Origin of the sequence: Vibrio sp. 99-70-13A1 (assembly GCF_013114625.1) — a bacterium.
Classification (GTDB): Bacteria; Pseudomonadota; Gammaproteobacteria; order Enterobacterales; family Vibrionaceae; genus Vibrio.
On record NZ_VTXD01000001.1, the window covers coordinates 224,636 to 242,117 of the forward strand.

General features: G+C 42.1%; 19 protein-coding genes. 3 read left to right on the forward strand and 16 right to left on the reverse strand.

The window, feature by feature from the left end:
* The first annotated feature begins 359 nt into the window (after positions 1-359).
* Complete coding sequence (locus tag F0226_RS01050; protein ID WP_171733885.1) at positions 360-1,838, forward strand: sodium-dependent transporter; 1,479 nt, start codon at positions 360-362, stop codon at positions 1,836-1,838.
* Positions 1,839-1,856: 18 nt separating this feature from the next.
* On the forward strand, positions 1,857-1,958 hold the full coding sequence (locus F0226_RS01055) for a methionine/alanine import family NSS transporter small subunit (RefSeq protein ID WP_137372429.1): 102 nt from the start codon (positions 1,857-1,859) through the stop codon (positions 1,956-1,958).
* A gap of 197 nt (positions 1,959-2,155) precedes the next feature.
* Here F0226_RS01055 and F0226_RS01060 read toward each other — a convergent pair whose 3' ends face one another.
* From F0226_RS01060 to yceD, 15 genes are all read right to left on the reverse strand, one after another.
* Positions 2,156-2,560, reverse strand: a complete 405-nt coding sequence (locus F0226_RS01060) for a hypothetical protein (RefSeq protein ID WP_171733886.1) — start codon at positions 2,558-2,560, stop codon at positions 2,156-2,158.
* A 173-nt stretch (positions 2,561-2,733) separates the two neighbouring features.
* Positions 2,734-4,164 (reverse strand): PTS glucose transporter subunit IIBC, encoded by a 1,431-nt coding sequence (ptsG, locus tag F0226_RS01065; RefSeq protein ID WP_171733887.1) that lies wholly within the window; start codon positions 4,162-4,164, stop codon positions 2,734-2,736.
* 445 nt (positions 4,165-4,609) lie between these two features.
* Complete coding sequence (locus tag F0226_RS01070; protein WP_171733888.1) at positions 4,610-5,377, reverse strand: YchF/TatD family DNA exonuclease; 768 nt, start codon at positions 5,375-5,377, stop codon at positions 4,610-4,612.
* The gene (locus F0226_RS01075) at positions 5,368-6,333 is read right to left on the reverse strand and encodes a DNA polymerase III subunit delta' (RefSeq protein WP_171734020.1); all 966 of its coding nucleotides are present in this window, start codon (positions 6,331-6,333) and stop codon (positions 5,368-5,370) included. Before F0226_RS01075 ends, F0226_RS01070 begins: the two co-directional genes overlap by 10 nt.
* A gap of 6 nt (positions 6,334-6,339) precedes the next feature.
* The gene (tmk, locus tag F0226_RS01080; protein ID WP_171733889.1) at positions 6,340-6,972 is read right to left on the reverse strand and encodes a dTMP kinase; all 633 of its coding nucleotides are present in this window, start codon (positions 6,970-6,972) and stop codon (positions 6,340-6,342) included.
* A 2-nt stretch (positions 6,973-6,974) separates the two neighbouring features.
* Positions 6,975-7,997: an endolytic transglycosylase MltG gene (gene mltG / locus F0226_RS01085; RefSeq protein WP_171733890.1), complete on the reverse strand. Its 1,023-nt coding sequence runs from the start codon at positions 7,995-7,997 to the stop codon at positions 6,975-6,977.
* Positions 7,994-8,812, reverse strand: a complete 819-nt coding sequence (pabC, locus tag F0226_RS01090; protein ID WP_171733891.1) for an aminodeoxychorismate lyase — start codon at positions 8,810-8,812, stop codon at positions 7,994-7,996. The genes mltG and pabC overlap by 4 nt, the downstream gene beginning before the upstream one ends.
* 104 nt (positions 8,813-8,916) lie before the next feature.
* Positions 8,917-10,161, reverse strand: coding sequence for a beta-ketoacyl-ACP synthase II (gene fabF, locus F0226_RS01095; RefSeq protein WP_102486384.1), 1,245 nt, complete (start codon positions 10,159-10,161; stop codon positions 8,917-8,919).
* A 93-nt stretch (positions 10,162-10,254) separates the two neighbouring features.
* Positions 10,255-10,488 carry an acyl carrier protein gene (gene acpP / locus F0226_RS01100; RefSeq protein ID WP_004737381.1) on the reverse strand — a complete coding sequence of 78 codons (234 nt, stop codon included), beginning with the start codon at positions 10,486-10,488 and terminating at the stop codon, positions 10,255-10,257.
* Positions 10,489-10,654: 166 nt separating this feature from the next.
* Positions 10,655-11,389 carry a 3-oxoacyl-ACP reductase FabG gene (gene fabG, locus F0226_RS01105; RefSeq protein ID WP_167494006.1) on the reverse strand — a complete coding sequence of 245 codons (735 nt, stop codon included), beginning with the start codon at positions 11,387-11,389 and terminating at the stop codon, positions 10,655-10,657.
* 25 nt (positions 11,390-11,414) lie between these two features.
* Positions 11,415-12,338, reverse strand: coding sequence for an ACP S-malonyltransferase (fabD, locus tag F0226_RS01110; protein WP_171733892.1), 924 nt, complete (start codon positions 12,336-12,338; stop codon positions 11,415-11,417).
* An 80-nt stretch (positions 12,339-12,418) separates the two neighbouring features.
* The gene (locus F0226_RS01115) at positions 12,419-13,369 is read right to left on the reverse strand and encodes a beta-ketoacyl-ACP synthase III (protein ID WP_171733893.1); all 951 of its coding nucleotides are present in this window, start codon (positions 13,367-13,369) and stop codon (positions 12,419-12,421) included.
* A 5-nt stretch (positions 13,370-13,374) separates the two neighbouring features.
* Positions 13,375-14,400 carry a phosphate acyltransferase PlsX gene (plsX, locus tag F0226_RS01120; RefSeq protein WP_171733894.1) on the reverse strand — a complete coding sequence of 342 codons (1,026 nt, stop codon included), beginning with the start codon at positions 14,398-14,400 and terminating at the stop codon, positions 13,375-13,377.
* A 9-nt stretch (positions 14,401-14,409) separates the two neighbouring features.
* Positions 14,410-14,580 carry a 50S ribosomal protein L32 gene (gene rpmF, locus F0226_RS01125; RefSeq protein WP_004737376.1) on the reverse strand — a complete coding sequence of 57 codons (171 nt, stop codon included), beginning with the start codon at positions 14,578-14,580 and terminating at the stop codon, positions 14,410-14,412.
* Between the two features lie 48 nt (positions 14,581-14,628).
* Positions 14,629-15,156 (reverse strand): 23S rRNA accumulation protein YceD, encoded by a 528-nt coding sequence (gene yceD, locus F0226_RS01130; protein ID WP_171733895.1) that lies wholly within the window; start codon positions 15,154-15,156, stop codon positions 14,629-14,631.
* Between the two features lie 149 nt (positions 15,157-15,305).
* On the opposite strand from yceD, the gene F0226_RS01135 reads away from it, so the two are divergent.
* On the forward strand, positions 15,306-15,887 hold the full coding sequence (locus F0226_RS01135; RefSeq protein ID WP_171733896.1) for a nucleoside triphosphate pyrophosphatase: 582 nt from the start codon (positions 15,306-15,308) through the stop codon (positions 15,885-15,887).
* Positions 15,888-15,988: 101 nt separating this feature from the next.
* Here the strand turns inward: F0226_RS01135 and rluC are convergent, their stop codons facing one another.
* A complete protein-coding gene (gene rluC, locus F0226_RS01140; RefSeq protein ID WP_171733897.1) occupies positions 15,989-16,936 on the reverse strand; it encodes a 23S rRNA pseudouridine(955/2504/2580) synthase RluC in 948 nt (315 codons plus the stop codon).
* Between the last annotated feature and the right edge of the window lie 546 nt (positions 16,937-17,482).

The following is a 17,482-nucleotide window of genomic DNA, read 5'->3' on the forward strand; positions in this document are numbered from 1 at the left end:
ATTTCATAGAACACAAACCATTGTCACATTCCACTCCATGACGAATATAACAAATTTAACACCATGCCAGCACAATTAAACAACATCTTTATTCTATTGATTTAACGATTATTAGTCGTTAATCTCACTTCTATGCCATAGCTGAATATTTCAGCTTATGCAAACACACATCTATATTTAAAGAACTATATTCTGAGTTTTCACTGCACAGTCAACATTATAATCTAAAAAACTGCTTAATCATGGATGATAGAGTAAAGAATCAAACTAAAACTGATCACTTGCCCATTCATTTCAAACATTAAAGCATAGTGTAATGAAAAGCTTCATACCTCAGGGACGTTATAAGGAGTTAACAAATGAAGCGAGAACAATGGGGATCCCGTGCTGGGTTTATACTAGCTGCTGTAGGATCTGCGATCGGATTAGGTAATATTTGGCGTTTCCCATATATGGCATATGAGAATGGCGGCGGTGCATTCTTTATTCCATACCTATTTGCCATGCTAACGGCTGGTATTCCTTTTATGATTTTAGAATTCAGTATGGGTCAAAAGTATCGCGGTTCTGCACCGGCAACTTTAGCTCGTATCAATTCAAAATTTGAATGGCTTGGCTGGTTCCAAGTGGGTGTTGCTGCAGTTATCGCAGTTTACTATGTGGCTGTTATTGGTTGGGCAATCTCTTACTTTGGTATGTCGTTCAACCAAAGCTGGGGTACAGACACCAATGCTTTCTTCTTCAGTGAATATTTAGCTCTGGGTGATAACTCTCCAACCAACCTAGGTAGCATCCAGTGGGGTATAGCTGCTTCTATGCTACTGGCGTGGGCAATTACTTATGCCGCAATTGTTGGCGGTGTTAAAGCAGGTATCGAACGTGCATCTAAAGTAATGATGCCAATTTTGTTCATCATGGTTGTACTACTGATTGGTCGCATGGTTTTCCTACCAGGCGCACTTGATGGCGTGAACTACATGTTTGAACCTGATTTCAGTAAACTTTGGGATGTAAAAGTTTGGGCTGCTGCTTATGGTCAAATCTTCTTCACTCTAAGTATCGGTTTTGCAATCATGCTGGCTTACTCAAGCTACCTACCTGAAAAGTCAGATATTACGAACAACGCCTTCATGACCGTTCTGATCAACTGTGGCTTCTCTATCCTTGCGGGTATTATGATTTTCTCTGTTCTTGGCTACATGGCTCAAGAGCAAGGCAAACCATTAACTGAAGTGGTTTCCGCTGGTGTTGGTCTTGCATTTGTTACGCTTCCAGCCGCAATCAACTTACTTCCAGCGCCTTATATCCTAGGCCCACTGTTCTTCTTCGCGCTGGTTGTTGCAGGTTTAAGCTCTCATATTTCCATCATGGAAGCAGTTACCTCTGCAGTCATTGATAAATTAAACTGGAGCCGTAAAAAAGCAGCAAGTATTGTGATTGGCTCTGGTGTTGTCGTTTCAATGGCATTCGCAACTAATGGCGGTTTGCTACTTCTCGACCTTGTTGATCACTTTGCTAACAATGTGGGCATCATGGTTGGCGGTTTCATTGAAATCTTACTAATGGCGTGGCTACTGAATAAAGTCGGTGATGTACGTGAATACGTTAATAAAGTGTCTGACTTTGCTATCAGCGGTTGGTTCGATATCTGTATTCGCTTTATTACACCAGTAATGCTAGCAGTAATTCTAACGACTAAGCTTCAAGCTCTATTTACTGAAGGTTACGGTGGCTATGATCTCACTCTTGGTTGGGTAATGATTGCTGGTCTATTTGCAGTTGGTGTATTCATCAATATTGCAAGCAGCAAAAATACTTCAAACAACAAGACAGCTTAGAATAAGGAAGCTTATATTATGACAACTAGCGCAATTATTATGATGGTTCTTGGTCTTGGTATTACTTGGGGTGGCGCCGCTATCTGTATCAAGCGAGCAATGGACAAGCAGCAAGATTAAGACTTAGTCTGACAATGAAAGTTTACTTATAAAGGTTCCAACTTTCAGTTAAATAAAAATGCCAGCATAAATGCTGGCATTTTTTGTTTGTCTTGTATGACAACATGTCGCATATGAATAATCTGTCTCTACATGGTTACAATCTTGATTTTTAGAATGGAGGTTTCGAAACAGGCTTATCACTCGAGTACCATGTATTAAAACTTGTAAGTAATACCTAAAGCACCGCTTAATTGTAGTTCGGGACCTTTGTATAAGTTCAACTCAGGATGAACCTGCGCATAAAGGTTCCAGCCATCATAGAAATTTACATTCATCCCTAATGGAACTCTCGCACCGAACTCATCATTCCATTCATTCCAAGCTCCGACCCCAACATACCAACTCATCGATGTCTCAGGATCTATCACACCTCGTTTCAAGATATAGTCGAAAGCCATGCCATCATTGCCAACAGTGACTCTGTATGTATCGTCCATTTCAACTACAACACTTAGCTGTTGATCGAAAGCCATCCCCACTTCAAGCTGCGCCGACTCATTGGCATGCAGCCAAGGTGAGAAAACAAGGAATGACATCCCAAGGAGAATATTCGATTTCATCTAAAAGTACCCAAATACAATAAATAGGTGAATTTTACGATGAGCTTGAATTAGGGTGTCAGAAAGATGTGAGGATACCTTTAGGAAGGTTAAATTTAGCTATCAGTACAGACAAAAGTTACAGGCACAAAAAAAGGAGGCACTAGGCCTCCTTTTGTCGTTTGAATCAGTGTTTATCCGTTGTTACGAATCCACTCATCCATGTCTGTTTTCAGGTTGTCAGACTTTGTTCCGAAGATAGCTTGAACACCACCAGCAACTACTACTACGCCAGCTGCTCCAAGTTGTTTCAGCTTATCTTGGTTTACTGCTTCAGTATCTGCTACAGCAACACGTAGACGTGTGATACAAGCATCAAGACCAGTAATGTTAGCTTTGCCACCAAACGCGGCTACAAGCTCACCAGCTAGCTCTGAACCAGTTGCAGTGCTTGCTTCTTCCGTTTCATCTTCACGACCTGGAGTTTTAAGGTCAAGCGCTTTGATAACAGTGCGGAATACGAAGTAGTAAAGCGCAGCGTAACCAACACCACAAGCCACCATTAGACCCATCTTAGACGCATTGCCAGATAGAACTAAGAAGTCGATTAGACCGTGTGAGAAAGAAGTACCGTGTACAAAACCTAAAGTGTTCGCTAGAACGTATGCAGAACCCGCTAGTAGAGCGTGGATTGCATAAAGAACAGGAGCTACGAATAGGAAAGAGAACTCGATTGGTTCAGTAATACCCGTTAGGAATGAAGTTAACGCAGCAGAAGCCATGATACCCATTACTTTAACGCGGTTTTCTGGTTTAGCAGAGTGTGCAATTGCGATTGCAGCAGCTGGTAGGCCAAACATCTTGAACATGTAACCACCCGCTAGCTGACCGAAGCCATTGCCTGCAGCACGAGTTGCATCATCAGCAACTAGGTAACAAGTAAGAACACCATTTTGAGTTTCGCCAGCAGCGTTGATACAAGTACCAGCTTCAAAGAAGAAAGGTACGTTCCAAACGTGGTGAAGACCAAATGGGATTAGAGAACGCTCAACGATACCGTAGATACCAAACGCCACTTGTGGGTTTTGGTGAGCAGCCCAATCAGAGAATGCTGAAATAGCGCCGCCAACTGGTGGCCATACTACTGCTAGTAAAAGCGCAAGACCAATCGCAGAGAAACCTGTAATGATAGGCACAGCTCGCTTACCAGCGAAGAAGCCTAAATATTCAGGCAACTGAATACGGAAGAAACGGTTAAACGCCCAAGCAGCAACACCACCGACTAGAATACCACCTAGTACACCAGTATCGATTTTTTCAACGCCCATTACACCGGCCATTACACCAAGTGTTGCGGTCATAATACCGTAACCAACGATAGCTGCTAAACCAGCAACACCGTCGTTATTAGTGAAGCCAAGTGCTACACCTACTGCAAAAAGCAGTGCCATTTGACCGAAAACTGAACCACCAGCTTGTTCCATTAGGTTTGAAACAATTTCTGGAATAAAAGGAAGGTCTGCTGCACCGACACCAAGCAAAATACCCGCAACTGGTAAAACTGATACTGGTAGCATCAGTGACTTACCAACTTTCTGCAGGCTAGCAAAAAGGTTCTTAAACATGTTTATGCTCCTGATAAAGATAAAAATAATTATATGGGTTCTAACGGCACACCCCCGTAGCCTAAATGTTAGCACCCTATGAAAATGTAACCATCTGTTGCGTTATATTTTCTGCCTCTAAATATATATTGAGCAGTTACTAACTTACTAGTGAGTTACGAAATTTAGTTTCAAAACAAGTCTTGGATCACATGGAATTTTTAGCAATGCAATCCTTTTCAATTTAATAACCTTTTGTTTTATAACAACTATTATCGACGTCACCTTTATTTTACTAAGTGAATAAAATAGATCGCCATGTTATTTTTAGTAACAAAATTACAAATGGTGCATTTTCCGCTCTCAGGTTCAACATATTCAGTAAACATTAAAATAATGATAATTTATAGTGACCAAATACACAAAAAAGGGAGCTTTCGCTCCCTTTTTATTCGTCATTAATTTTCTATCGCAAAAAAAGTTTCTGGTAATTTTCGGTTGTTTTACGTCCAACCTCAGCAATAGAAATCCCCTTAAGCTGAGCAATATACGCTGCAACCTCTACAACATATGCAGGTTGGTTCTGTTTACCACGATGTGGTACAGGTGCCAAATATGGAGAATCTGTTTCAATTAGAAGCCTATCTAATGGCAAGTTCTTAACAATTTCTTTCAGTTCAGTCGCCTGTCTAAAAGTGACGATACCAGAAATAGAGATATAAAAGCCTAGCTCCATTGCTGCATCGGCAAAATCTTGATCTTCAGTGAAGCAATGAATGACACCACCACATTTATCTGCCCCGCCATTACGTAAAATAGCCAGAGTATCCTCTCGTGCATTACGAGTATGGATAATAAGCGGCTTATTTACATCTACCGCCAATTCAACATGCTGCTCAAATCTTAGTTTCTGTAAGTCAGCCGTTTCTGGTTGGTAATGGTAATCAAGGCCAGTTTCACCTACTGCTACCACTTTAGAATGCTTCGCAAATTCGTGTAACTGATCTAAAGCAAAGTCACTTTCCACATCCAGAGGATGTACACCACAAGATGCATTCACATTATCAAACGGTGAAATCATCTCTAACATATTTTGAAACGAGTCGAGTGTTACCCCAACCGATAGCAATTGATGAACGTTTGCTGCTTTCGCTTTATTAACGACATCTTCTACATTCAGGTGTAGGTCTTCATAATTTAGTTTGTCTAAATGACAGTGTGAATCTACGAACATGCTTCCCCGCAAACTGTGATTAACCAATTCATAATAAGTAATTCTGTATTGAGCCCTGGGTGTTGCTTAAGTTGCTCAATCAAACTCGTCAACGTTTTAGAAAGTTTAAACGCATTCTGATAATTCAGTGCATCTTTTAACTCTTGAGAGCTTGGTATAAATGATTCACTTTCAATGCCAAAATGTATTTTCTGAACATCTGAGAGCAAGTGCCAAATCCAAGTTAAGTGCTTAAGAGGTTCTTTCGATAATGTAGTCGCAAATGACATTAGGTCAACATCACTGCCATCCACGATCTGTACAAATTGGCGAAGAGTTTTATCGCAAGCTTCTACATCTCCATTTTCGACCATGCTTTTCGCAGTAAGTGGGGCATTATTAGCTAAAGACAATACGTAGGCTGGAACTGCTTTGCGTAACTCTTTATCAAGCCATTCAGATGCAGACTTCATACTTGGGCTGGTTACTGTTGTTTGCTGGCAGCGACTGCGGATCGTTGGCATTAGACGACTTATATTTGATGTCGTCAGTACAAAAATACACTTGCTGGAAGGTTCTTCTAACGTCTTTAGCAAGGCATTGGATGATGCTTCATTCATAGCATCAGCAGGGGTGATCATAATTACACGATACCCACCTAGCTGTGATGACTCCAGAGCCCAACGGTTACTCGATCGAATTTGCTCAACTGTGATCGCTTTGCCTTCTTTCTCTGGCTGTATAAAATGTAAATCAGGGTGACTACCAGACTTCACTAGTTCGCAACTATGACAAAAACCACAAGCTTCACTTTCATAGTTAGTACACATGAGCGCTGCACTGAGCTGTTCAAGCAATGTGCTAACCCCCAAACCATCAGGTCCATTGACTAGCATCGCGTTAGGAAAACGTTCTGCATTTAAACTTTTCTGCCAATCACCCCAAATAGGTTCAAGCCAAGGATATAATTGCCCCATCATTACCTACTGTTTTATTAGCCAATTACTTAACGCATCTTTAATATCACTTGCTACATGTTCAATGTCTTGCTGAGCATTAATCACAAGTACAGTGTCATCTTGATTTGCAATTTCTAGATAGCGTTCACGAGTACGATCAAAAAATGAAATGTCCATTTTTTCAATACGATCCAATTCCCCTCTTCCTCTCGCTCTTTCTAGTCCAACTCTTGGGTCTAAATCTAAATAAAGAGTAAGATCAGGTTTAAAATCACCTAGTGTCGTTGATTTTAAAGCTTCCATAGTTGAACGAGGGATCTGACGACCACCGCCCTGATAAGCTTGTGAAGACATATCATGCCTGTCACCAACAACCCAATGCTCATTCGCTAACGCAGGTTTGATGACATTCTCAACAAGTTGTACTCGCGCCGCATACATCAACAGTAACTCAGTCATATCTTGAAGTACTTCGCCTTCATGTTCTTCTTTAACAAGCGAGCGCATTTTTTCAGCTAGGACCGTTCCCCCAGGTTCACGTGTACTTCTAATATTCTTAATGCCAGATTCTTTTAATGTTGCAAGAATTGCATTAATGGCAGTGCTTTTACCTGCACCCTCTAAACCTTCAACAACGATAAACTTTGACTGATTCATAATTATTTCTTTTTATTTTTTCTTAACTGTTTTAAATATGCACGAACCGCTCGGTTATGTTCCGCTAAGTTCTTAGAAAATACATGCCCGCCTGTTCCGCTAGCAACAAAGTAAAGGTAATTACTTTTCTCTGGGTTCAGCGCAGCTTGGATTGATGCTTTACCAGCCATTGCGATAGGTGTAGGTGGTAACCCATTAATAGTGTATGTGTTATATGGTGTCGGCGTTCTAAGATCTTTCTTACGAATATTGCCATCGTAGCTATCACCCATACCATAAATAACCGTTGGATCGGTTTGCAAACGCATTCGCTTGTTTAAACGGTTAATAAAGACTGAAGATACGCGCTCTCGTTCTGAAGCAACTGCCGTTTCTTTCTCAATAATAGACGCTAAAATCAAAGCCTCATATGGCGACTTCAGCGGTAACTTGGCTACTTTGCTGTCCCATTCTCGATTTACGACGTCCATCAAGTTTCTATGTGCACGTTTTAGTAAATCTAAATCCGTTGTGCCGTAAGTATAATGATAAGTCTCAGCAAGGAAGAGTCCTTCCAATTTCTGATTATCAATACCTAATTTCTGTGCGATTTCTTTTTCAGACACACCTTCAAGTGTCTGTTGGATGAAGTCGTTACTTTTCAGTTGAATCATCCACTCATCGAAGCGGCTGCCTTCCACAAAGGTTATTGTAAACTGGTGCTCTTTTCCTTCTACCAGTACCTGTAATGCTTGTTCTAAAGTCAAACCAGGTTCTAGAAGAAAGGTGCCCGCTTTTACATCAACAAGTTCAGGGTGTAGTTTGCGGATCAATCTATCATAAGGTGATGCCGTAAATAGATTTTCATTAACCAGTTGGTTTAGTACGCGGTTAAAACTACTGCCTGAATTGATGGTTATTACTTGAGAGCTTTCTAGCTGAATAACTTGTTTTAGCTGATCTTGCGCTTGGTTATATACGTAAAACGCAGCTGAAGCTGCTAGAATTAAGCACAAGATAATAAAAATAAATAACTTTTTGATCACGAGTTCAATTGTCCTTGAAGGCTACGAGTGACGGGGCCAATTTTAAAATGAGTATTTCTGATGCGAGTAATAGGTGCGATACCTAAAATTGAGTTAGTCATAAAGACTTCATCAGCTTGGATAAGCTGATCCAAATGGTAATCACCGATTTTAACAAATTGTTCTGTAGAATCGAGAGCCATTAATACCTGCTTACGCATCACTCCAGCAACGCCACTTTGTGTCAGTTTGGGAGTGTAAATTTTATCTTGGATTCGCCAAAACAGGTTAGCCATAGTGGTTTCAATGACATGTCCCGAAATATCGAGAACTACGCCATCAACTTCACCAACCTCATCCATCTCACTTTTCATCAGAATTTGTTCAAGACGATTATTATGTTTGTGACCAGCAAGTAGCGGGCTTAAGCCTAAAGCTTGGTTACAAATGCCTAACTGGACACCGTCATGATGCCAATCGTTATAGTGACTAGGGTAGTCAAAGGAGCTAATGGTTACCATTGGCTTTGACACATTCAAAGAGCTATAGCCACGCCCACCCGCTCCACGGCTAATATGTAGTTTTAGACCAAACCTAGAATCATTTGATGATGGTTTACTTTGAATCGCATTGTTAAGCCAAACTGTAACTATTTTCCAATCTATCGGGGAAATCTTCAGAGCTTTCAAACACTCGTCAACTCGATACTGATGATCACTGAAATTTGCAATCTTACCGCCGAGTATTAGCATCGTCGTAAAACATCCATCACCATACTGAAAAGAGCGATCAGAGATTCCGATCGTTTGCTGGCTTTCTCCATCAACCCAAAACATGGTTTTCCCCATAAAAAGAAACGGCTCAATGCTAAAGCATCAAGCCGTTTAATAACAAGTCTAATTGTGACTATCTACGAGTGTTTATGTCTTTAATAAGATGATTAAATCTTTTTGAAGATCAAACAGCCGTTTGTACCACCGAAACCGAATGAGTTACATGCAGCATATTCCATGCCGCTAACTTTACGCGCGGTATGAGGTACTAAGTCAATATCTAAGCCTTCTTCAGGATCATCTAGGTTGATTGTCGGTGGGACAATCTGGTCAACCAAAGACATTGCAGTGATGATCGCTTCAGCAGAACCTGCGGCACCTAGAAGGTGACCAGTCATTGATTTCGTAGAAGAAACCAATACTTGCTTACAGCCTGCTTCGCCAAGAGCACGTTTAATGCCTTTAACTTCGGCAACATCACCTGCAGGAGTCGATGTACCGTGTGCGTTAACATAACCGATTTGTTCACCAGTCACACCAGCATCACGCATAGCCGCTTCCATTGCTAGTGCGCCACCAGAGCCATCTTCACTCGGAGATGTCATGTGGTAAGCGTCGCCAGACATACCGAAGCCAACAAGCTCACAGTAGATCTTAGCGCCACGAGCTTTCGCATGCTCGTACTCTTCAAGAACCATCATGCCTGCACCGTCACCAAGAACGAAGCCATCACGACCTTTGTCCCACGGACGAGAAGCTTTTTGAGGCTCATCGTTACGAGTAGACAGTGCTTTAGCCGCACCAAAACCGCCCATGCCTAGTGGTGTCGATGCTTTTTCAGCACCACCCGCTAGCATTGCATCAGCATCGCCGTATGCAATCATACGAGCCGCGTGACCAATGTTATGTAGACCAGTCGTACAAGCTGTTGAGATCGCGATATTTGGACCACGTAGACCACGCATGATAGACATGTGACCCGCAATCATATTGACGATCGTCGACGGTACGAAAAACGGGCTGATTTTACGAGGGCCTTTTTCAGTTAGAGCCTTGTGACCGGCTTCGATCAAACCAAGACCACCAATACCAGAACCGATAGCAACGCCTACACGAGGAGCGTTTTCTTCAGTAATAGTTAGGGCTGAATCATCTAAAGCTTGAATACCTGCTGCGACGCCGTACTGGATGAACAAGTCCATCTTACGAGCATCTTTTTTAGTCATATACTCTTCGCAGTTAAAGTCTTTAACTAGACCTGCAAAACGAGTTGAGAAATTGGTTGCATCAAAATGATCGATATTAACGATACCACTTTGACCAGCTAGCAGGGCTTTCCAAGAAGATTCTACAGTGTTGCCTACCGGCGACAACATACCCATGCCAGTGACAACTACACGACGCTTGGACACGATATTACACTCCGGGGATTGAGGTGATTTAAGATGAGGATAGATGAGTTAGATAAAACACAGGCGGTCGAGGTGACCGCCTGGGAGAGATTATTACTGAGCGCTAGTTACGTAATCGATAGCTGCTTGAACAGTAGTAATTTTCTCAGCTTCTTCATCTGGGATTTCAGTGTCGAATTCTTCTTCTAGAGCCATTACTAGCTCAACTGTGTCTAGAGAATCTGCACCTAGGTCATCAACGAAAGAAGCTTCGTTTTTAACTTCAGCTTCGTCTACACCTAGCTGTTCAACAATGATTTTCTTTACGCGTTCTTCGAGGTTGCTCATTTTTTCTTTTCCTTTACAGAGTTCGCTTTATGCGATGTTTTCCGTAGTTTATTCAATCTATTGAAAGTTGCAAGGTCAACTTTTCTGGTCAAACCACAATTTTCACGATTTTAACCGAAATTACGTATGATCTTGACTTAAATCATGCACAAATGTTGCACATAATTTACACCATGTACATACCGCCATTGACGTGAAGTGTTTCACCTGTGATATAAGCTGCCGCAGGTGACGCCAAAAATACCACAGCTTCAGCGATTTCGCGAGGGTCACCTAGTCGACCTGCTGGTACATTCGCCAAAGTTGCTGCACGTTGATCATCATTTAGTGCTTTTGTCATGTCAGTTTCAATGAAACCTGGGGCAACAGTGTTGACTGTAATACCACGTGACGCAACTTCACGAGCCATTGATTTCGTGAAACCAATCACACCAGCTTTTGCTGCTGCATAGTTAGCTTGACCAGCATTGCCCATAGTACCAACTACAGAACCTACGTTAACGATACGACCCTGACGCTTCTTCATCATGCCACGCAATACTGCTTTAGACATGCGGAAGATAGGCGTTAGATTAGTATCGATGATGTCGTTCCACTCATCGTCTTTCATGCGCATAAGCAGATTATCACGTGTGATACCTGCATTATTCACAAGAATATCGATTGCACCGAACTCATCGTTAATAGTCTTCAGTGTAGCAGCTATTGACTCAACGTCTGTTACGTTAAGAGCAAGACCTTTTCCGTTTTCACCAAGATACTCGCTGATTGCAGCAGCGCCGCCTTCAGACGTAGCAGTACCGATAACTTTAGCACCACGCTCAACTAAAAGTTCAGCGATTGCACGACCGATACCACGGCTTGCGCCTGTAACTAGTGCAACTTTGCCTTCTAAATTCATCATAACTTCTCTATTAATTGGTTATTTACTTTGCAGCTTCGAGCGATGCAGTGTCATTAACTGCAGCAGCCGTCATAGTTTTTACAATTCGTTTTGTTAGACCAGTAAGAACTTTACCAGGACCTAATTCAAGTAGCTTTTCAACGCCTTGCTCATTCATCGCTTGTACACCTTCAGTCCAACGAACTGGGCTGTATAGCTGACGAACAAGTGCGCTTTTGATTTTTGCAGGGTCTGTTTCAGCAATAACATCAACGTTATTGATAACAGGCAACGCTGGCGTGTTGAACTCTAGAGCTTCTAGAGCAACGGCTAGCTTGTCTGCCGCTGGCTTCATTAGTGCACAATGAGATGGCACTGATACTGGTAAAGGAAGTGCACGCTTAGCGCCCGCTTCTTTACATAGTACACCAGCGCGCTCAACTGCCGCTTTGTTACCCGCAATAACAACTTGACCAGGTGAATTGAAGTTAACTGGAGACACAACTTCGTCTTGTGCAGCTTCTTCACACGCTTTAGCAATCGCTTCATCATCTAGACCGATGATTGCGTACATTGCACCAACGCCCGCAGGAACCGCTTCTTGCATCAGTTGACCACGTAGCTCAACTAACTTGATCGCTTCTTTAAAGTCGATAACACCAGCACATACGAGCGCAGAGTATTCACCTAGGCTATGACCAGCTAGGTTTTCAGGTTGCTCTAGACCAAGCTCTTGCCATACACGCCAGATTGCAACAGACGCTGTTAGTAGAGCTGGTTGAGTGCGGAAAGTTTCATTTAGATTTTCTACTGGACCATCTTGAACCAATGCCCATAGATCGTAACCAAGTGCTTCTGAAGCTTCAGCAAATGTCTTTTTTACAACATCATACTGTTCGCCTAGGTCAGCAAGCATACCGATAGCTTGAGAGCCTTGGCCTGGGAATACGATAGCAAATTTGCTCATTGTAATTTTCCTTTAAGCAAAGCAAAAAATTGAATAAGGCACATAAGTTATGTGCCTTGTTTGTTGATTATCGCTTGAGGTTAGAATTTAACCAACGCAGAACCCCAAGTGAAACCGCCACCAAAGGCTTCGAGAAGAAGCGTTTGACCACGTCTAATTCGACCGTCACGCACAGCCTCATCGAGTGCTGTCGGTACGGTAGCTGCTGACGTATTGCCGTGCTTATCAAGGGTAATCACCACTTGATCAAGCGACATTGTCAGCTTTTTAGCGGTTGCTGAAATAATACGGTAGTTGGCTTGGTGTGGAACTAACCAATCAAGCTCTGACTTATCCATGTTATTCGCCGCTAATGTGTCTTTAACTAGCTTAGAAAGCTGAGTTACTGCCACTTTGAATACTTCATTACCCGCCATGTGCAGCCATTTATCTGAATCACCGCCACGCTCTGGTACTTCTAAACTTAGAAGTTCACCGTATTTACCATCAGAGTAAATGTGAGTCGACAAAATACCTGGCTCTTCGCTTGCGCCTACAACCACCGCACCTGCTGCATCACCAAATAAGATGATAGTAGAGCGGTCAGTCGGATCACAGGTTTTTGACAATGCATCAGCGCCAATCACCAAAACGTTCTTACACATACCCGTTTTGATATGTTGGTCAGCAACAGACAATGCATATACAAAGCCTGAACATGCTGCAGCTAAGTCGAATGCAGGGCAACCTTTAATACCAAGCTTACCTTGTACCTGACATGCAGAAGATGGGAATGTATGGCTACTGCTGGTTGTTGCAACAATGATTAAGTCGATATCTTCTTTGTCGATACCCGCCATTTCAATGGCATTTTCAGCAGCGTAAAACGCCATATCCGCAACGGTTTCGTTTTCCGCTGAAATACGACGCTCTTTAATACCTGTTCTAGCAACGATCCACTCATCGCTAGTCTCTACCATTTTCTCTAAGTCTGCGTTAGTACGCACCTGAGATGGCAAGTAGCTGCCAGTACCTAAAATTTTGCTATACATGAAGACTAATAATGCCTCTCGAGTAAAACCGCTTCCAAACGATCGCTAATGCGGCTGGGGACTTGTCGTTTGACCTCGTGTACTGCTTCACCAATCGCGTTGACGACTGCAGATACATCAGCACTTCCATGACTTTTAATGACAATGCCGCGCAATCCTAACAAACTTGCGCCGTTATACTGGTCGGGGTTCAAGGTTTTTAATTCAGTAAATAGCTCAGAAAACAACATTCTGGCTATCCAACCCTTTATTGTTGAAGCCATCATGCGCGTTTTTAGCTTATCAATAAAGAGTTGAGCTGTACCTTCGCACGTTTTTAAGCAGACATTGCCCACAAAACCATCACATACGACGACATCAGCAGCATCTTGAAGTAATTGGTTACCTTCAATATAGCCTATGAAGTTCACAGACTGAGTATTCGACAACATTTCAGCGCATCGTTTTACAAGGTCATTGCCTTTAATTTCTTCAGCACCGATATTCAAGATAGCGACACGTGGCGCGCGACCTAAATGTTGTTCTGCTAATGCACTACCCATTACGGCAAACTGAAACAGTGAATCTGCATCACTAGAAACGTTCGCCCCTAAATCAAGCATCCATGTTCGGTTTCCAGAAGCGGTAGGCAAAGCTGAAACCAATGCTGGTCTATCAATACCAGGAAGAAGTTTGAGTCTGAAACGAGATAGAGCCATTAGTGCGCCAGTGTTACCACCACTCACGCAAGCATCAGCCTGTGATTCGGCAACAAGATCAATAGCGGCACGCATAGAACTACCCAGACTATTACGTAAGGCTAGTGAAGGTTTTTCAGAATTGGAAATAACTCGATCACAATGCTGGATACTCAAACGAGAATCAGGCATTCGACCTAATGATGATAATTGAGATGTGATCGCGTTTCGATCACCTATGAGAATGACTTTTAGCTCTGGGAAATACGACAGTGCCTGCACGGCGGCAGGCACTGTTACACGAGGACCGAAGTCCCCGCCCATTGCATCAAGCGCAACGGTTAGATTTTGCAAAGGTCAACCTTACTTGTTGATAACCTTTTTGCCGCGGTAGAAACCTTCGGCAGTCACGTTGTGACGTAGGTGAGTTTCACCTGAAGTTGCGTCTACAGAAAGTGCAGCTGTAGTTAGTGCATCGTGTGAACGACGCATGCCACGCATTGAACGTGATTTCTTGCTCTTTTGTACGGCCATTGACCCTACTCCTATGTAAATTCTTAAGGATACTTACTTGTTAATAAGTTAGCTCTTTAAGTTTTTTAAAACATCAAATGGATTCGGCTTTTTATCTTCCTCAATTTCTTTAGGAAGTTCACCAAATACCAAATTATTTGAGTTAACGCTACATTTCGCATCGTCGTGCATTGCTATTTGTGGCAATCCAAGGATGAACTCGTCTTCAACTAGTTTAATCAGGTCTAACTCACCGTACTCGTTCAGATCTACCAAATCATACTCTTCCGGTGCGTCTTCTTCACTTTTCTCGCTGTAAACAGGAGTACAAGTAAAGTGGACATCGCACTGATGTGCGAAAACCTCATTACAACGTTGACACTCTAAATCGACTTCGACGTTAGCTTTACCAGAGATAACGACTAATCGTTGTTCATCAAGCCCAAATGACATTGAGACTTGCGCGTCACGTTTTACGCCTTCAGTTGCTTCAGTTAAACGCTTTAAAAGACTTACTTGGATGATACCATCCATATCAAGTCGTTTTTGAGCTGTTCGTGCAGGATCAACTGTACGCGGTATTTTTTCCTTTTGCATAGGGCGCGAATCTTATCTTCCAAATCATGTTTAGTCAAAGGAAATGGCAAAAAAATTGCACTTTCCTACCTTTCCTATTCAGAGCATTATGAATAGCAGGACAAGTTACGTTATCCTGAGATAAATGCTTCCGTGAATTGTAAATTAAAATGAAAAATTACCAACTAGTTTTGGCCTCTACATCACCATTTAGGCAAGAGATCCTCAAAAAACTACAGTTAAGCTTCGTTACTGCTAAACCAGATTGCGATGAAACACCACTTCCGAACGAAACACCTCAACAGTTAGTAATGCGTCTTGCAGAGATTAAAGCCAAGTCTTGTATTGTTAATCAGTCTAGTTTAGTAATTGGTTCCGATCAGGTTTGTGTCATTGACGGAGAAATCATTGGCAAGCCGCATACTCGTGAAAAAGCAATTGAACAACTGTCACGCCAGAGCGGTAAGAGCATCAATTTCTATACAGGGGTAACCGTATGGAACAGCGATACCAATCAAGCCGACACTCGCTTAGATACCTTTGTTGTGCACTTCCGCGATTTAACTGAGCAACAGATCATTTCTTATGTTGAGAAAGAGAAGCCTTACTACTGCGCCGGCAGCTTTATGTGCGAAGGATTAGGCATTGCGCTATTTAAGAAGATGGAGGGTAAAGACCCGAACACACTGATCGGTTTACCTATTATCGATTTAGTCGACATGCTTGAAGCTCAAGGAATGAGAGTGCTTTAGCTATTAATGATGAAAATGACTAACGAGTAAAATTGAAAAAGGTTGACGAATATCGTCAACCTTTTAAAAGAATCAAGAATAGAGAGTGTCCCTCTCGCATCTTATTTTAATTTGCGTAAGCCGCAGAGTGCTTTTTCCAGCCTAGCTTCCATTGGCGCTGAAATATCCATTTTCTCTTCACTACCTGGGTGAATAAACTTGATATTTGCTGCATGTAAGAACAAGCGATTTAGTCCTACTTTGCCCGTATAAGCATCAAAACGACGATCACCGTAGCGATCATCCCAAGCAATTGGGTGTCCAGTATATTGAGCGTGGACACGAATTTGGTGCGTACGGCCCGTAATAGGACTGGCTTGAACTAAGGTTGCTTCTTGGAATTTTTCTAAAACCTTAAAACGAGTCTCAGAAGCTTTGCCGTTTGGGTTCACACGAACAATGCTGTTCACTTCATTTTTCAACAATGGAGCATTAACAACCTTACAGCTATTCTTCCACTCACCCATCACTAACGCAAAATAATATTTCTGTACTGTTTTTTCGCGGAACTGTGCTTGAAGGTGCCTTAAAGCTGAACGCTTCTTAGCTACGAGTAAAATACCTGATGTATCTCTATCGATACGATGTACTAACTCTAAGAAACGAGCTTCTGCTCGTAACGCTCTTAGAGCTTCAATTGCGCCGAACTTTAAACCACTACCACCATGAACTGCAGTTCCCGATGGTTTGTTCAAAATCAGCATATGATCATCTTCATGAATAATGCACTGCTCAAGCTCCGAGACCTTATTTAATTTGGTGCTCGGAACGTTATTTTCAGCTTTTTCTTCAATCGTTACAGGTGGGATCCTTACAAGGTCCCCTGCTTTCAATTTATACTCAGCTTTGATTCGCTTTTTATTTACACGCACTTCTCCCTTACGCACAATTCTGTAAACCATGCTTTTAGGGACACTTTTTAATTGGTTGCGTAAGAAGTTATCAATACGCTGACCAGCCATATCTTCGTCGATTTCGACAAATTGGACTTTAGTTCTAATTTCACTCATTTGGTTAGTGTACCACTGTCAATGTTGATAATTGAGAGTTTCTTCCAACTTTTCTAGCAGATTTTAGCCGTTCCGCATGATTCGTTTATTACACTTGTTTGATTTTTAGAACAAAAAACAATCAAAAACATGACTTCACACACACATAACCATTTATTTATCTTATAAACAATGAGTTAGTGCTATCAAAAATTAAACAAAACCCTTTTTTTTACCGCATTCCGACAAAGCAGATTGCCGTGTTTAACGACCACTGCTATAGTTCACAGCTGCTATAAGTGGTTTGACTATTATTTAAACAGCTAACCATTCAAAGCAAACAAATGAGTAGATGCCTTAGATTAGATAGTGCTGCAATCGGCGTAAGACACCATCAACTAGGTTCCTTGTCGCTCTACTCACGTAAACTCATGCTGAGTATTCACCGCCACATCGCGGATCATAGACTTTTATCTATGATGACTGACGTGCCCACGAGCATCCCTCTCCAGCCGGGAGGCTGCACTGATAAAGCCATGGGATCAGGCACCATGAGAAACGAACAAA

What these genes read in the sequence shown, in the direction of transcription:
- F0226_RS01050 (WP_171733885.1), top strand. Translation starts at nt 360, where the DNA reads ATGAAGCGAGAACAATGGGGATCCCGTGCTGGGTTTATACTAGCTGCT.
- F0226_RS01055 (WP_137372429.1), top strand. Translation starts at nt 1,857, where the DNA reads ATGACAACTAGCGCAATTATTATGATGGTTCTTGGTCTTGGTATTACT.
- F0226_RS01060 (WP_171733886.1), bottom strand. Translation starts at nt 2,560, where the DNA reads ATGAAATCGAATATTCTCCTTGGGATGTCATTCCTTGTTTTCTCACCT.
- ptsG (WP_171733887.1), bottom strand. Translation starts at nt 4,164, where the DNA reads ATGTTTAAGAACCTTTTTGCTAGCCTGCAGAAAGTTGGTAAGTCACTG.
- F0226_RS01070 (WP_171733888.1), bottom strand. Translation starts at nt 5,377, where the DNA reads ATGTTCGTAGATTCACACTGTCATTTAGACAAACTAAATTATGAAGAC.
- F0226_RS01075 (WP_171734020.1), bottom strand. Translation starts at nt 6,333, where the DNA reads ATGGGGCAATTATATCCTTGGCTTGAACCTATTTGGGGTGATTGGCAG.
- tmk (WP_171733889.1), bottom strand. Translation starts at nt 6,972, where the DNA reads ATGAATCAGTCAAAGTTTATCGTTGTTGAAGGTTTAGAGGGTGCAGGT.
- pabC (WP_171733891.1), bottom strand. Translation starts at nt 8,812, where the DNA reads ATGTTTTGGGTTGATGGAGAAAGCCAGCAAACGATCGGAATCTCTGAT.
- acpP (WP_004737381.1), bottom strand. Translation starts at nt 10,488, where the DNA reads ATGAGCAACCTCGAAGAACGCGTAAAGAAAATCATTGTTGAACAGCTA.
- fabG (WP_167494006.1), bottom strand. Translation starts at nt 11,389, where the DNA reads ATGAATTTAGAAGGCAAAGTTGCACTAGTTACAGGCGCAAGCCGTGGT.
- fabD (WP_171733892.1), bottom strand. Translation starts at nt 12,338, where the DNA reads ATGAGCAAATTTGCTATCGTATTCCCAGGCCAAGGCTCTCAAGCTATC.
- F0226_RS01115 (WP_171733893.1), bottom strand. Translation starts at nt 13,369, where the DNA reads ATGTATAGCAAAATTTTAGGTACTGGCAGCTACTTGCCATCTCAGGTG.
- rpmF (WP_004737376.1), bottom strand. Translation starts at nt 14,580, where the DNA reads ATGGCCGTACAAAAGAGCAAGAAATCACGTTCAATGCGTGGCATGCGT.
- yceD (WP_171733895.1), bottom strand. Translation starts at nt 15,156, where the DNA reads ATGCAAAAGGAAAAAATACCGCGTACAGTTGATCCTGCACGAACAGCT.
- F0226_RS01135 (WP_171733896.1), top strand. Translation starts at nt 15,306, where the DNA reads ATGAAAAATTACCAACTAGTTTTGGCCTCTACATCACCATTTAGGCAA.
- rluC (WP_171733897.1), bottom strand. Translation starts at nt 16,936, where the DNA reads ATGAGTGAAATTAGAACTAAAGTCCAATTTGTCGAAATCGACGAAGAT.